This window comes from Nostoc sp., from assembly GCF_036917465.1.
Lineage (GTDB): Bacteria > Cyanobacteriota > Cyanobacteriia > Cyanobacteriales > Nostocaceae > Nostoc.
In genome coordinates, this window is record NZ_JBALDL010000071.1 from 1 (window position 1) to 15,591 (window position 15,591).

14 protein-coding genes and 1 tRNA gene are annotated in these 15,591 nt (G+C 42.6%); 3 read left to right on the forward strand and 12 right to left on the reverse strand.

Annotated elements, in window-relative coordinates; all coding sequences use genetic code 11:
• Positions 1–107: 107 nt before the first annotated feature.
• Complete coding sequence (locus tag V7K38_RS16665; protein WP_334859413.1) at positions 108–1,292, reverse strand: anion transporter; 1,185 nt, start codon at positions 1,290–1,292, stop codon at positions 108–110.
• A complete protein-coding gene (locus tag V7K38_RS16670) occupies positions 1,289–1,768 on the reverse strand; it encodes an MFS transporter (RefSeq protein ID WP_334859414.1) in 480 nt (159 codons plus the stop codon). The genes V7K38_RS16665 and V7K38_RS16670 overlap by 4 nt, the downstream gene beginning before the upstream one ends.
• 1,070 nt (positions 1,769–2,838) lie before the next feature.
• Here V7K38_RS16670 and V7K38_RS16675 point away from each other — a divergent pair.
• On the forward strand, positions 2,839–4,008 hold the full coding sequence (locus tag V7K38_RS16675) for a homocysteine biosynthesis protein (RefSeq protein WP_334859416.1): 1,170 nt from the start codon (positions 2,839–2,841) through the stop codon (positions 4,006–4,008).
• 70 nt (positions 4,009–4,078) lie between these two features.
• Here the strand turns inward: V7K38_RS16675 and V7K38_RS16680 are convergent, their stop codons facing one another.
• Positions 4,079–5,110, reverse strand: coding sequence for a hypothetical protein (locus tag V7K38_RS16680; protein ID WP_334859418.1), 1,032 nt, complete (start codon positions 5,108–5,110; stop codon positions 4,079–4,081).
• Positions 5,111–5,488: 378 nt separating this feature from the next.
• Between V7K38_RS16680 and V7K38_RS16685 the strand changes: the two genes are divergently transcribed.
• Positions 5,489–6,382 (forward strand): tetratricopeptide repeat protein, encoded by an 894-nt coding sequence (locus tag V7K38_RS16685; protein ID WP_334859421.1) that lies wholly within the window; start codon positions 5,489–5,491, stop codon positions 6,380–6,382.
• A 101-nt stretch (positions 6,383–6,483) separates the two neighbouring features.
• Here the strand turns inward: V7K38_RS16685 and V7K38_RS16690 are convergent, their stop codons facing one another.
• From V7K38_RS16690 to V7K38_RS16720, 7 genes are all read right to left on the reverse strand, one after another.
• Complete coding sequence (locus V7K38_RS16690) at positions 6,484–7,101, reverse strand: TMEM165/GDT1 family protein (RefSeq protein WP_334859423.1); 618 nt, start codon at positions 7,099–7,101, stop codon at positions 6,484–6,486.
• A 306-nt stretch (positions 7,102–7,407) separates the two neighbouring features.
• Entirely contained in the window at positions 7,408–7,860 is a 453-nt protein-coding gene (locus V7K38_RS16695) for a DUF29 domain-containing protein (protein ID WP_334859425.1), read from the reverse strand.
• Between the two features lie 185 nt (positions 7,861–8,045).
• Positions 8,046–8,369, reverse strand: coding sequence for a hypothetical protein (locus V7K38_RS16700; RefSeq protein ID WP_334859427.1), 324 nt, complete (start codon positions 8,367–8,369; stop codon positions 8,046–8,048).
• Between the two features lie 237 nt (positions 8,370–8,606).
• The gene (locus V7K38_RS16705) at positions 8,607–9,569 is read right to left on the reverse strand and encodes a protochlorophyllide reductase (RefSeq protein WP_334859429.1); all 963 of its coding nucleotides are present in this window, start codon (positions 9,567–9,569) and stop codon (positions 8,607–8,609) included.
• A 101-nt stretch (positions 9,570–9,670) separates the two neighbouring features.
• Positions 9,671–9,889, reverse strand: coding sequence for a DUF6887 family protein (locus V7K38_RS16710; RefSeq protein WP_334859430.1), 219 nt, complete (start codon positions 9,887–9,889; stop codon positions 9,671–9,673).
• Positions 9,890–9,970: 81 nt separating this feature from the next.
• The gene (locus tag V7K38_RS16715; RefSeq protein ID WP_334859431.1) at positions 9,971–11,698 is read right to left on the reverse strand and encodes a succinate dehydrogenase/fumarate reductase flavoprotein subunit; all 1,728 of its coding nucleotides are present in this window, start codon (positions 11,696–11,698) and stop codon (positions 9,971–9,973) included.
• A gap of 230 nt (positions 11,699–11,928) precedes the next feature.
• The gene (locus V7K38_RS16720) at positions 11,929–12,246 is read right to left on the reverse strand and encodes a hypothetical protein (protein ID WP_334859433.1); all 318 of its coding nucleotides are present in this window, start codon (positions 12,244–12,246) and stop codon (positions 11,929–11,931) included.
• A 462-nt stretch (positions 12,247–12,708) separates the two neighbouring features.
• Between V7K38_RS16720 and V7K38_RS16725 the strand changes: the two genes are divergently transcribed.
• Entirely contained in the window at positions 12,709–13,557 is an 849-nt protein-coding gene (locus tag V7K38_RS16725) for a hypothetical protein (RefSeq protein WP_334859435.1), read from the forward strand.
• Positions 13,558–13,900: 343 nt separating this feature from the next.
• Here the strand turns inward: V7K38_RS16725 and V7K38_RS16730 are convergent, their stop codons facing one another.
• Positions 13,901–15,223, reverse strand: coding sequence for an ABC transporter substrate-binding protein (locus V7K38_RS16730; RefSeq protein ID WP_334859437.1), 1,323 nt, complete (start codon positions 15,221–15,223; stop codon positions 13,901–13,903).
• A 185-nt stretch (positions 15,224–15,408) separates the two neighbouring features.
• A tRNA-Ser gene (locus V7K38_RS16735) sits at positions 15,409–15,500 on the reverse strand.
• Positions 15,501–15,591 lie beyond the last annotated feature (91 nt).

Here is a 15,591-nt window from a genome sequence, read left to right on the forward strand (position 1 = left end):
CTATTTTTTCTCGAAGATCGACAGAATATGACTTCATTTAAAAGTATTTGTATTTTAATTTAGTGTACCTCATAATAGACGCAGGTGCTGTAATTGCACCGACCTACTTAAATCCAATAATAAGCCAGGGTGAGAGTCAGGACAGTTAGCGGTAGACCAAAACGCAAATGTTCCCAGAATGACAACTGATAACCAAGCTTTGCAACAGCCTCAGCAACTATTAAATTAGCAACTGAACCTAACAAAGTCAGATTACCTGCCAAGGTAGATGCTGCTGCTAATAGTAACCAGGTTTTTGTGTCTGGATGGGGAAGTAAATGTTGTAGTAGCAATACTGCTGGAACATTAGAAACTAAATTTGAAAGCAGAGCAGTAACCCCTAATATGCTCAGGGGAGTATCAACTAAACCGCTAAATAAATTCAATATTCCCAATTTTTCCACTCCAGCAGTCACAATAAACAGTCCAGAAAACATCACCAGTAAGTCCCAATCTATTTTATTTAAAACTCGTTGGGGTTTGATTCGCCTAGTAATAAATAGTAAACCAGCAGCTATTAGTGTTGCTTGGGCTGGGGGTATCCCAATTAAGAATGCAATTAATAGTCCTGTGGTTATCAATAGACTTTTAGTTAGTAACGGTTTAAATATGCGGTAACGCACAGGGGTTACACTCGGACAAGACTTAGTAGAACGGACATCAGGATAAAGCCACCACAGTAACCCAATTTGGATCAACAAACTTACTAATGCTATGGGAGTCAATGCTTTAGCAAAATCGAGATAGCTGATACCAGAGAAGGAACCAATTAGAATGTTTTGCGGATTACCAGTTAAGGTAGCTACTGAGCCTAGATTAGTTGCTCCCGCCAAGGCAAGTAAGTAAGGAATAGGATTGAGGTTCAAAGTTTGGCTTAAGCCAAGAACCAAAGGAGTGAGAATTAGAGCGATGGTATCATTCAAAAAAAAAGCGGAGAGAATTCCACTCCCAAAAGTTAAAACAATCAGCAAACCTAAAGGGCTGCGGGTAAAGTGTGTAACTGTATCAAGCGTTAGTTGAAAAAAACCAGCGTAAGCCAAGTTTGTGCTGATTACCATCATGCCAAACAGGAAAACCAGCGTTTTATAGTCTATGGCAAGCCATGCTTCTTTGAGGTCTAATACCCCTAATGCCATCAGCAAAGATGCACCAACTAAAGCGATACTGGCTCGGTTCATCCGCAAACCAGGTAGATATCCTAAACCCAAACCTATATAAGTCAGCCCAATGATGATGTATTTGAAAATAATCATGGTTTCGCTAGATGCTTAACTCCTGTTTTTGTTTCAGGTACACAGAACAAAAAAACTCCCAAAGCTACAACTGCGTAGGCATAGCCAGGCGCAGGCATCGCTGCTAAAATCAAAAAACCAACATTATAACCAGCACTTTGAACCACAAACCCAGCTAACACATTGCTCAAACCCGTACCAACACCAATGGCAGTGTTGAGCATCCCTTGGGTAACATTAAAGGGCCCTGTGCTTTTAGTCAAATCAGTTACCATTAACACGGAAAGCACACCAAAAATCCCGGCTCCAATACCATCCAGAATTTGCACGGAAACCAGAAAATAGGGATTATCCGAAAGCGTATACAGCACTCCTCGAACGGGCAAGACGGCAAAGCCAAGGAGGAATATGGGTTTTCGGGCTGTATGTGCGAAACGTCCAGCCAAGTTGGAAACTGGAATCATTACCAAGTGAGCCACAATAATGCAAGCAGACATATAAACTGTGTCACTTGTCCCTTTACCCTGTGCCAATTCTTGACCAACTAGTACAAGTCAGAGGAAATAAACCCACTATTACGAACCTTGAAAAAATCATCATTTGCAGTCTTTAAAAATGGTAGGCGTATTTACGCCACACGGTACTAGTGGTAACATAGCAGCATTGGCAAAGTGAAAAAGAACTACTGCAATAGTAAAAAAAAGAATTTGGCGATCGCTTAATAATTGCAATATGCCTTCATATCCCTGTTGATAGGCTATGAAGAAGTCGCAAAAATCGTGCCAAATTTATGGGTATTGAGCTACATCTGGCGAGAAAATCTTTACCAGTGCATCTACAAAAACTTAGTTAAGCAATATTTCACCAACAGTATCAGATTTAGGCAAAAAAAGTTACCGACAGTCTTCTAAGCTGTTGTGTGTTTAATTTGCACAGCTAGGGCGGGCAAAATGCCCACCCCAAAAAAAATTTATTTTTTGGAAGATGCAAATTAAAATATTTTCAGCTTAGTAGTCTGTCAACTGTAGTGATGGGGTTATCAAATATGCTACTCAAATATTAGATTCCACTTTGCGATTTACTAGTTGCCTTAGAATGTTTTACCAAAGCTAGAGATGTTTCTTTCTGTTTAAGTAAAATAACTTAAATTCAGGAAGTCTAGTTAATCATAACCATACATACATTTGATTGATAATGCAAGCTTTCATTGTTAGTAATTTTACGTAAACGGATAAAATATTTCTGACGCAAGTAGCTTGCTTACCCCAAAATATATATGATTTGGACTTTGCAATAGTTCAATTGGTTTTTTGGGAAATTTTAACCCTATCCGGGGTGTCAAGCTGTTGCGTAGAGACTGACAGACAACTATTTTCATAGGAAATTATGCAAGAGTCTGCGATTTATCAAAACAGAATTCATTCTCAATTGTGAATTCTGTACGACTGGGTGATGGCGCAACGTCTCCGACTCCGCTCCTGTATTCTGAATTCAGAATAGCTGAATTCTTCTTTAACAAGATATCCTTCAAAGAGGAAAGACAGCAGGAAGCGCTAGCACTGATAAGATGCGAACAATTGCAGAAATTAACGATAAAATTATCCGCCAACGTGCGGTAGTGTTGACAACTGAAGAGTTAAAAGCACGAGTTGTAGAAATCGGTGTTACTAAAGCTGCTAAAGAAGTTGATGTAATTACCACTGGCACATTTGAGCCGATGGAATCAAGCGGTGCAATTATTAATCTCGGACACACTGATCCCCCGATAAAAATTCGTCGTTGCTGGTTAGATGGTGTGCCAGCATATTCTGGTTTTGGAGCAGTAGATTTATATTTAGGTGCAAGTTGTGCTGTAGAGACGACGGACGGGGAAGAAGTGCGAGAACGTGGTGGGGGTCATGTAATCGAAGATTTAATCGCTGGCAAAGCTATACACGTAAAAGCCCAAGGACAAGTAACTGATTGTTATCCCAGAGCAAGTTTTGAAACTACAGTTACCAGTGAAACGATTAATCAGTTTTATTTATTCAATCCGCGCAATCTTTATCAAAACTTTATTGTAGGTGTAAATGGTGGCGATCGCCCCCTCTTCACCTATCTAGGCCCTTTACAACCGCGTCTGGGGAATGCCGTTTATTCTAATCCCGGTGCTATTTCTCCCTTACTCAACGATCCCGATTTGCAACTCGTTGGTATCGGGACTCGAATTTTTTTAGGCGGTGGTATTGGCTATGTCGCTTGGGAAGGCACTCAGCACTTCCCTTTACAAAAACGTTTAGCTAATCGTACACCAATTGGGCCTTCTGCCACCTTAGCTTTAATTGGTGATGCCAAGCAAATGGATGCTCATTGGGTGCGGGGTTGTTACTTCAAAAGTTATGGCCCCTCATTGATGTTAGGGGTTGGTGTCCCACTCCCTGTATTAAATGAACAAGTAGTTGAACACTGTGCCGTCCAAGATCAAGACTTAGTAGCCCCAATAGTGGATTTTTCTATTCCCCGGCGCGTTCGTCCTACCTTTGGTTTAGTAAGTTACGCGCAACTAAAATCTGGGAGGATCACTATTGAGGGCAAAGCGGTACGCTCTGCCCCTTTAGCGAGTTTGTTTTTTTCTAGGCAAGTCGCCCTAGAGTTGAAAAAGTGGATCGAAGCAGGGACATTTACCCTTACAGAACCAGTTTCTCCAATTCCGATGGAGCGATCCTTCCTGCCCCAAGATCGGCGGACGGATTTTTAATCTTGGGGAATTGGGAATTGGGAATGGCGAATGGGAAACAGTTTTACCCAATGCCCAATGCCCAATGCCCTTATTCTTGAGTCGGTTTCGGTCGCTTGATAATAGGCTTAGGAGCCGGCGTTTTTGGTATAGGTTTTGACACTACAGACGTGTCGCCGCCTGCGCCTGTTTTCTTGATGGGACGCGGGGTTTCGCCACTGCGTCTGGGGGGGAATGGTTTTCTACCACCAACACCAGCACCACCGCCACCACCAGCACGAGGGCCACCTCTGAATGGTGGTTTGCGTTTTTTGGGCAAGTCAGCGATCGCTTCAGCTTTTTCTACTATTAAAACATCAGCTTCTCGCTTGGCTTGGAAATCCCAGAACTTTCCTACGGCTTTGGTGGTCAGAACACCCCTCAATTTCAACTTGAAATACTTGGGTTTGTCAGTTGGTTTGCGTGCAGCCTGCCTAATTTTGACTACTAAGCTCTTAGCGTCAAAAGACTGGTACACTACCTCACCACGAACAGAAAAACCACCATCGGCAACTTCTGATGAGGGAATCGTGGAAATTGTACTTGATTCAGAATTTTCAGATAAGCCATCATCGTCTGTCTTTGACTCTTGCAACTCTAAATCTAAATCATCCTCATCTGTTGAATTTTTAGCCAGATTTTCTGGCTCCCAAACTCCAACAATTTGGATGTGCAAGGTGTCATTTTCTTGTCTTGTGCGTGGATATACTACCCACAAGTGATCTTTCTCTAAGTCTAGGTGATTCTTGACTAAACTCATAATCCGGCCTAGGAGGACGGCATTGAGTTCTACACCATCTGTAGTTAGGAGCGTACCTTGAGTAAATTGTTCGCTGCTAGCATGATAGCGACCCCGGACTAATCCAATAGCTCGGTACTGCATCGGTTCGCTGGGAGGCGGAATCGGTTGCTGTCGATTGACTAAGTTCCCATTTGAGTCAGTCTCAGTGGGGTTAACAGGCGAATTTTCAAATTTGGAGGACTTGGCTATGTGAACATCGGTGGCTGTCTCGATCTTAATTGGGCTTTTGTTAGAGGCAGAAGAATTGGAAGATTCAGGCAACGGCATCAGGTCGGAATTCATAAAAACTCCTTGCGGCGGAGACACATCCCATTGTGGGATTTTATAAAGGTAGCTGAAAAGAGCATTTGTGCGACTGATGAAAGTATATTTGCTTTTCACAAAGCCACACTAGGGTACTCTATACAATCTTAAAGGCGCTAAATTTAGTGTTTGTACATTAAACGTGTAATTTTGCGCTTTGACACTAGTTTCGGAAGCATATCATAGCTACAATTCTGACGGCTCCTCCTAAAGTCATCACTTACTTTAGCAGTGTAGATAGTTAATTGTTATAAAATTCACAGGTAATTGGCGGTATTCCGCAAAGTTTTGGAAATTTTTAACTTTACGATTTGTGTAAATGATAATGTCATTAGAATTCAGGAGAAAGACAAAACTGTGTTTCAAACACGCAATCGCTGGATGGTTCAAGTCGTATTGGCGCTGGCAGTTCTTGCTTTTGTGGGTGTTTCAGTGATTCCCATAATTGGAGCATTTAATAATACGCCACCCTTAAACCAGAATACCGCTAGCACTAGAGGTACTTTGCCCTCTGCTGACCAAAAATCAAAACTGGAAGATGAAGTTCGGGGTTATGAACTGGTTTTGCAAAGGGAACCGGAAAATCAGACTGCGCTTAAGGGTTTATTGCAGGCGCGTCTACAACTACTAAGTCAGAAAGAAAAAAGTGAGGTTAAACCAGCTGATATCCAAGTCGTCATTGAACCCCTTGAAAAGCTAGCCAAGCTGAATCCCGAACAGTCAGAATATTCAGTACTACTGGCTCAAGCTAAACAGCAAATAGGCGATCGCGAAGGAGCGGCTCAAGCTTATCGCTCGATTTTGTCCACAAAACCGGGCGATTTGAAGGCTTTGCAAGGAATGGTGGCTTTATTAATCAGTCAGCAACGCCCGGAAGCAGCTATTGGTTTGCTGCAAGAAAGCCTCTCGAAAGCAGCCCAAGCAAATACAATTCAGCCTGGAAGTGTCGATATAGTAGCCGTGCAGGTGCTGTTAGGTTCTGTTCACGCTTCCCAGAAACGTTACGCTCAAGCTAGCTCTGCTTATGACCAGGCAATTAAGAAAGATCCTAAAGATTTTCGCCCTGTTGTGGCAAAAGCCATGCTCTTGAAACAACAAGGCAAAGACGCAGATGCAAAATCTTTGTTTGATACTGCCGCAGCTTTAGCACCTGCTCAGTACAAAGACGAAATTAAAAAGGCAGCAACAACTTCCCCCATACCTAATCCGGCTGCGTCTCCCGCACCTTCCTTGAAAAGTATTCCGAAGTAGGGAATTGGGAATTGGGCATTGGGCATTGGCAATTAGTTATTTATTTTATTATTTCTCTCCCTGCTCCCTGCCCCCTACTCCCTGCTCCCTGCCTCTTCCCCTCACGCTCCCTCAATGGCAGCAACGACACCAAAGACTAAAAATAGGCATCCGCCAACAAAGGTGAGTTGACGCTCAGAAATGCGACCGGCAATCATTTTGCCGCCGATAACTGCGATCGCAGCACAAATTGCATGTCCTAAAATTGCACCTATGCTCACTCCAATTGGATTATTTCCGGCTGCTAGGGCAATGGTGGCAATTTGGGTGCGATCGCCCCACTCGGCCATAAATGTCAATATAAAGGCTTCTATGACAATTGCTAAGGGGGTCTTTTGCTTTGGTAACTCCAAATCTGCTTTTTTCACCGCAGCTTCGGCTTCTTGTACAACTTCTGTATCACAAGCAGCAGACATTTTACTAGCGTCGTACAACAGCTTAATACCAAAGGCAAGAAACAAAATTATTTCAGCATAATGAATATAAACTTTTGGCAATAAAGATACCGCTTGTCCAAATAGCACCGAAAGGATTGTCATCGCCGCTAAAGCAGCTGTCACACCAATAAATACCAGCCGCCGTGGGTGGTGCATTGCCAAAATCACGGCAATAAAAAATGTTTTATCGCCTAATTCTGAAACTGTAATTAATAACAAACCTGCGGTAAAAGCTGTTAACATTCTCTCAAGCTCCTGAAAAATCGTTTACCGATGTGAAGCTTGATGAGAACCAAAAGACCTCACCAAGTTTACACTTTTCGGTGTGAACTTAGTGAAGGTCTCGCTTTCAAATATTGATTATTCGCCATCTGAACCAGGCTCATCGCCAGTATGTTGATTCAGATGTACTGGCTTTTATTTCTTTGCCAGCAGCTACTCCCCTTCAATGCGACTTTAATCTTACATCTTTTCTGGATAAAAATCAATAAGGGGGAGTAAATATGTATAAAATTAGACTAAGTTAGCACATATATTCTGATTTAGTGCCTAGTCTGGTAAAAACTCATCATCTGTGACTTCTGGTAGCTGGTATGGGCAGATAAGAGGAAAGGATTTCACTGACAAACCAGTTTCAGCTTTTGCTTGCTTAACCGCCTGTGCATAACACTCCGCAAAAATGTTCTCAAGATAGGATTTAAGACTAGGCGAATCATCTAGAGCTTCTTTGACACGTCTACGATGTTCAATGATGCTTCCTTCCCAACTACCGCTTCTTTTTTCGGGCTGAAATTGCCATTTGAGCAAATGCACCAGAATTACAATCAGATTACTCTTGAGACTCCGGCGTTCACTCCTTCCCATATCAGAAATTTCTTCGATCAGGTTCTCCCAGTCCACGTTTGCGTAGTCCTGACTTTGCAATTTTTCTACAGTCGTTTCTATCCATTGCAAGTAGTCCGTGTCATATAGGGTTTGGGAATGTGCCTTTAGGGAAGACATGGCAGTTTCTATAGGAAATGGTTAGATCATCTTTCGCATATCTTTACTGTGATTGTAGTTTGGAAGAATGCGTAGGCATAGCCCCTTGTAAACATCGCACTGAAGCTACAACGTAACCCTTGACTTCAAGACTGAGAAGGAAAAACCTCATGTAGAGGTCTGATAAACTAATTGCCATTGTCTAACTAATGAACTACTTTAAGTTTTGCGAATATCTCTAGGCGTTTCAGATAATTCTTCATGTGTTCAGGACTCTTTGTTGGAACACAACCATCGTTGTACAGGTAAATTTTGTCTGTACTTGAATCACCATTCCAAGAAAGTTTTCCTGCTGTTGCTGAACCTAGACCTTTGAATTCAACGCAAATAGGATACTTTTCATACTCGATGTGTTCCGTGGTCTTAAAACCAACTGGCTTGTATTCCCTATTAAGCACTACGTATCGTCCATCAGGTTGTTTTTCAACGCAGTAAGGAAAAAATACTGAGATGAAATCGTTAAGTGCCATATTGTTTTCCTTGTCTCCAACTTTACACTCTCTATGATTTATTACTGTTAGCACTAATACCAGCTTTTTTCAAAACTCTATTGGCTGTATAACGTAGCTTAAACAAACCTATCGATAAAGTTAGAGGTGACGTAATAATCACCTCAACCATTACTTACCTGTACATAATGCCAAATGAACAAAGTTGATCGATGAATTGATGAATCATGCACAAGGGTAACGCCAAATTCTGTTCAGTCACGCCAGTCCAACCAACTTTGTGCTTAGTTCCCACATCCGATCGCCTTTGTCATCATCGCGGGCTTGAGGAGAAACCTTTTGCACAAAGGATTTACCATCTTCCTTCTGACGATTTCCCCAACTCCAATACACACCGGATTGATTGTACTCAGGATCGGCAATCACTGCTGCAACCCTTTCCCCCGCCAACTCCTGAGACACATATCCCTTAGTGATGTATTTCTGGAATAATGGAAAGATTTTTTGAAATAGCGGATAGTGGTTTCTAAATAGTGGCGTTTCTGCAACACATCCCGGATAGAGAGAGTTGAAGACGATACCGGTTGATTCGTGATAGCGCTGATGCAGTTCTCGCATGGTTAGGACGTTACAAACTTTGCTATCCTTGTAAGCTTTGACTGGTTCAAATTTTTTGCCATCAATCATTGAGATTGGCTCTTTAAATCCTTCTGCAAAGCCTTGCAAATCGCCCAAGTCTGGACGCGGTGGAATCTTACCACCCAGTTCATCTGGATTGTGGGTCACAGTTCCTAAAATTACGAGCCTTGGCTCTGAAGATGACTTCTTCAGATCCTCTAGCATCAAGTTGCACAAAAGGAAATGTCCGAGGTGATTTGTTGCAACACTTAACTCAAATCCTTCTGGGCTTCGCAGTGGTTCCTTTATTAAGGGCATATAAATTGCAGCGTTACATACCAAAGCGTCTAGGGAGTTTCCGCTTGCTCGGAAGTTCTTCACAAATTGCCGAACGCTTTCTAAAGAGCCAAGATCGATATGCATGATAGTGTAGCTACCCTGGTGCGGGATTCCCACAGATTGGGCTGCAAGTTGAGCCTTCGCTATATCCCTACAGGCCATCACTACGTACCATCCCCTTTCAGCAAGAGCCTTGGCAGCGTACAAACCAACCCCTGAAGAGGCACCTGTGATTATAACCGTTGACTTCCTATCCTGTACCATTCTATTCAGACTCTGTTAATCACCTTTTCCTATCTTCAGGATTTTACATCACCGAGTTACCACCTCTGATTGTTTGAGGTGTTATGGTTGGCGATCGCTTGTCACTCAGTTCGATTGAGTTTCTCTAAGAGGAGAGCTTCTACCTCGCTCTGAGGATTATCTAGATCAAAAGGATAGGGTTGTTGTGTAGCAGAGTCACAACGACTCATCAAAACTTGCAATGCAACCCGAAATGCTTCTTCTTCATTTCTATGTTCTGAAATATACCGTTTTAGTTCAATATTGGTCATCTGGTTGAGGTTCTGCATCATAGAACTCATTTATATTCATATTCTTATTCTTAATCGAGGTGGACAAAATTTTTGTAGTCACCTCGATTTTGGAAATAAATTTATCTTTGGTTAATACTTCCTCTCTTTTGGCTCAAACATAGTAATCGCCACCGGACGATATTGAATATCAATTCCTGCTAGTGAATAGTAAGCCATTGTGTGTTTCAGAAAGTTAGCATCATCTCGCTCGGAATAATCTTCGCGGAAGTGTGCGCCACGACTTTCTTGACGATTCAGGGCTGATGCTAAAATCGTCTGTCCCACGATCATCAAACTTCGCAATTCTAAGGCTTCCACAAGTTCTGTATTCCAGCAAGTCCCTTTATCGTCTAAATAAATTTGCGGATATTGCTGTTGTATTTCTGTTAATTTGTGTAAGCCTTCACTCATTAATTCCTCAGTGCGAAAAACGCCGCAGTAATCAGTCATGCAATCCTGGAAGGCTTGACGGACTTGGTTAATGCGGTACTGTCCTGGTTGTTCTAGCAAAGATTGAATTTCTTGCTTGGCTTGGGTTACATAGCGTTGCTCATCTACAGAGGGTAACTTGCGTTTTTGGACAAATTTAGCGATCGCAGCCCCAGTCCGCTTACCATAAACTACACACTCCAGTAGAGAATTACTACCAAGGCGATTAGCACCATGTACGGAAACACAAGATGTTTCGCCAGCCGCAAAGAAAGCATCAACTAAACCATCACCACTACTACGGACTTGCCCATCAGTATTAACGGGGATACCGCCCATACAATAGTGAATTGTCGGACGCACTGGCATCGGTTGAGTTACCGCGTCAACGCCTACCAAACGGTGTGCTTCTTCCCAACAAAAGGGGACGCGACTCATAATTTTTTCTTTCCCCAAATGGCGGAGATCCAGGTAAATGAAGGGGCCACCAGCACTACCATCGAGATGAATACCACGACCGGCGCGAATTTCGTAAGCGATCGCTCGTGAGGTAATATCACGAGGAGCTAGTTCCATGCGACTGGGTGCATAGTTAGCCATAAAGCGATCGCCTTCACTATTAATTAGATACGCCCCTTCACCCCTGACTGCTTCTGAAATCAGCACCCCTACGGGATATAAACCAGTGGGATGAAATTGGACAAATTCCATGTCTTCGAGGGGTAAACCTGCGATCGCAGTCATTGCCAAACCATCACCCGAAGAAGCGTAATCATTAGAGGTGGTATTATAAACGCGACCATAGCCACCTGTAGCAAACATTACCGCTTTAGCCCGGACTACCTCTATATGTCCATCTAAAAGATGAAACATTACCACACCTTTAGCCTCATTTTCTTCCAAAATGAGCCGCATCACATACCATTCTTCATAAACCTGTACCCCATAACGCCGCAAATTGTTAACCAATTCGTGCAGAATAGCGTGACCGGTCTTATCGGCAGCATAGCAAGTGCGATTGTGAGAATGACCGCCAAAAGCTCGTTGGGCAATACGTCCATCGGGTAAACGAGAGAACAAAACGCCTAGATGTTCCAAATCAATTACCACATCTGGCGCTTCTTGAGTGAGAATTGCCACAGCATCTTGGTCTGCCAAATAATCAGAACCCTTGACAGTATCAAAAGCATGTGCTTCCCAACTATCTTGTGAATCAACATTTTTCAGCGATGCAGCCATACCACCTTGAGCCGCTACCGAGTGGGAACGAATTGGATGGGTTTTGGCAACTACAGCAATATTTAAACTAGGGTCAGTGCGGGCAATTTCCACAGCCGCCCGACATCCCGCCAATCCACCCCCAACAATAATCACATCATGTTCCAGCATAATTAGCCCCTAATTGCAAACCCTTGCTGTTCTATTGTAGAGAGGTGATTAATCAAGCAGTGCGTTGCTGCGGTTGCCGTGGCATCTCTACAAAAAAATTCCCTGCCTCTAGACAGGGATGTTATTACAAATTTTGAAATTAGGAGTTAAATTTTAAAAATGAAAAGTTAGGTCTTCACTCCTAACTCCTGTAGACGCGATTAATCAATCGCGTCTCTACTCCTAACTTTTTAGCTAGTTGCTTCTACAGGTTGTTGCTGAGACACATTACCTGGCATGGGTTCCATTTTGGTTCCTGGCCCTACAGGAGTGACTTCAATATGATTTAACAAGGTAGTGACAAACGCAAACACCAAGAAAGGTAGTGATAGCAAAACGACCAGACCTGCCGTTGCTAAAGCGTACACGGGTCGCTTGGCACCCATTAGCGCCAAGGCTGATGCCAAACTTAGGGTAATTGTAATCAACCAAACAATTATTTGACCGTAGATGTCACCGAAAGTCAGGGTACAGACAAACCGATACTTTTGAATATTATTTCCGCTCATCACATTTGCCTCAAGTCTCTCCTATATAGGTTCTACGTTAGAACTATGTTTGCTTTGTAGACAATTTCTAAATATTTTTGCAAGCTTCGTAATATCACTTCACAATCAACTTTTTTGTTACAAAGCATAATTTATAGTGCAACATGGCATAAATAGACCAACCATACCCATACCTCACAGGAAGTTCTTTTCTTGTAGTCTGTCGCTATCAACAATTCTTTCACTTACATTGTAATACGGTGTATGCACAAGTCTTAAAAACTTTGTTTTGTATGGTGTGTTACACCGTAGGTTAACGCATTATCCTAGATTTTCGGTGCGTTATGACTATAGATAAATTCAGCAAAATCAGGATGTGAAATCCAATTTTTTGGTGTTAAATTTTGAGTATTGCCCGGGTTTGTTGAGTTAAATCAACAAAAACCTTTATTTTTCGTGGCAAATGTTGTTTTAGGAGTGAACGTGAATACTATTTTTCTTAGTAAAGGTGTTTTTTGGTTGCCAAGTATAGCTGCTCTTACAGTCCTGAGTAGCGGCTTATCTGCAAGTGCCCAGACAGTAGACAAGGTAAGCAGTCAGGCATTAACTGACTCTTCCGAAACCGTAGCGTCTCCCAATGAGTTTATTACAGAACTAGACACTGTAAGCCAAAAGCTCTCTACAGAAACAACTGAAACATTTACAGCAACAAATTTAGCTGAGGTACAGCAGTTCCAAAACCCTGTCGTCATACAGGAAAATGCCAGTGCAACGTCTACACCCGTTCCAGGCACAGTGGCAACATCATCTGCAACGCTTACCTCTGAGTTTGTACAACCGACTTCTCAAACGACTGCTCAAGCATCTGCTACCAAAGTGGCGCAATCAGATATTGATTTGGGTAGAACTACTCGTGGTGGCAGCAGCTATATTGGCATTGCTGCTAACATTGGTTTGAGTGGTGATGGTACCTCGTCTTTGGGCGATGGTAACTTCGCGGTAGTTAGTAAAGTCCGACTGACAAATTCTATATCGGTGCGGCCCTCTGCTGTATTTGGCAACAACACCACAATTTTGCTTCCGATCACCTACGATTTTACCTTCAAATCAGCAGATGCTTTTAGCGAACCGTTAGCGATCGCACCTTACATCGGAGTGGGTGCAGCTTACAAAACTGGTGATGATTCGCAATTTGCTTTTCTGGCATCTGCTGGCATTGATTTTCCTCTAAATCCTCAATTCACAGCAACGGCCTCTATCAATGCAGGATTTTTCGATCAAACTGATGTCGGCTTATTGTTAGGAGTTGGTTATAACTTCACGGGGTTATAAAAGTTAGGAGTACAGACACGATTAATTGCGTCTGTACAGGAGTTAAAAGTAGCCCTTTTAAGGTGATTCGTAAAATCTCTTATTTTTTCTCAGCGATCTTTGTATCTTGATCGGTTGAAAAGTAAGTAATTTTTTTAACCACACACAGAGACGCAGAGAAGCCAGTGCGTTGCGGAGTGAGTGTAGTCTTGGGGCATTCCCCAGTTGTAGCAACTGGCGTGACACAGAGTAAAGAGCTTAAAGAGGAATTTATTGACCAAAAATTTTATCCACCTTGAAAGGGCTAGGAGTTAAGAGTTAGTAATATTTTATTCATAACTTTTAACTCCTAATTCCTAACTTTCTACTTGGGCGTAACTTTGTCAATTACCTTGATTTTGCCATCGTCTCCTACTGTCCAAACATCGTATACACCAACGACATCGCCGTTAGCATCAAGATCGACGTTACCACTAGCTCCTTGGTAGTTAATTTTCTTACCATCTTTAAGTAACTTCAGCCCCTCGCAGACATCGGTAACTTCTGTACCAGGCCCACTAGCAACTTCATGGATTTTGTTGGCTATACCAACGCCTGTATTTTCCTTAGCAGCTTGTGCTGCCAACACTAACAAAGCGGCAGCATCCCACGTTTGAGGAGTGTATTCCCCTGGTTCACCACCCTTTTTATCCTTCCATATCTTGTTGAAAGCTTCTAGTGCTTTACCATCGGAACCGGGTACTGTACCGATCGCTCCAGTTAAAATATATTTACCCTCACTGTCTTTGCCAACTTGTTCTGGAACAGTAGGTGATTTCACTCCATCTGTAAGCAGAATTTGCACTCCCTTAGTCACACCTTGCTGATAAGCGGCTTTTAAGAAAAGACTGCCAGTTTCAGCATAGAGTACAGCCAGTACTGCATCCGGCTTCCCAGCAAATGCAGCCGCAGCTTCTGTATCAAATGTCTGCGCTTTTGGGTCGTAGCGAACAGGCTTATCTTTATTAACGATGGTTCCACCCAATTTTTCAAAAGTTTGCACAAATGCTTTTTCAAAGCCAACGCCATAGTCGTTATTAATCACGACTGTGGAAACTCGCTTGAAACCTTTTTTTCTGGCAAGTTGTGCTAATGCTAGTGCTTGATAGGTATCAGGGGGAGCAGTACGCGCCCAAAAGCCTTTGAAGTCCCCTTTTTGTGCCTTTTCAGTAAATACAGGACTGGTACTACCAGGAGAAACTAGCATGACTTTATTCGGTGTGGCAATGGAGATTGCTGCACTAGAAACGCTACTAGCAAAGGAACCAACTACACCTGCTACTTTATCTAAAGTTGCTAGTTTGGTCATACCAGCCGCACCAGCTTTAGGATCGGTTTGGTCGTCTACTTGCACCAAGTTAACTGGTTCGCCATTGACTCCACCGCAAGCATTTACCTTCTCTACAAGCAAGGGTGGTACAGCTACCATTTGCTGCCCGATGGAAGCTGCATCCCCAGTTGTTGGTAGTAGTACACCAATTTGCAGTCCTTTGGCACTGCTTGTGATGGTTGAGTTTGCTGCTGGGGTAGCACTACTTCCGTTGGTAGCTGTGCCATTGGGGGTATTAGTATCACCACAAGCTCCAACTAGGAACCCAATTGCTAGGGTAGCTATACTAAAGGTTAAGGCGGTGCTAATTTTTCTCATAAATTACTTTCACTCCTCAAATGTTTAGGAGCCTAAAATTAAGATTCAAACTAAGTTTGTAAATTTAGCTGAATCTTATCTAGGCTTCAAATGATAAATCATATCATCCATCCTTGGGAGTAGAAATATTTACGATTACATGTTGTTTTACACAGAATATATTCTGTGTTTCAAAGCCTGAAAAACGGAGAGGGAGGGATTCGAACCCTCGGTACGGAGTTGCCTGCCGTACAACAGATTAGCAATCTGCCGCTTTCGACCACTCAGCCACCTCTCCTGACTCACGAATATCAATGTTACCAGACTCGTTGGGAAGAGTCAATAGTTATTTTGGGGAATCGGGTATTAGTCATTGGTCGTTAGTTATT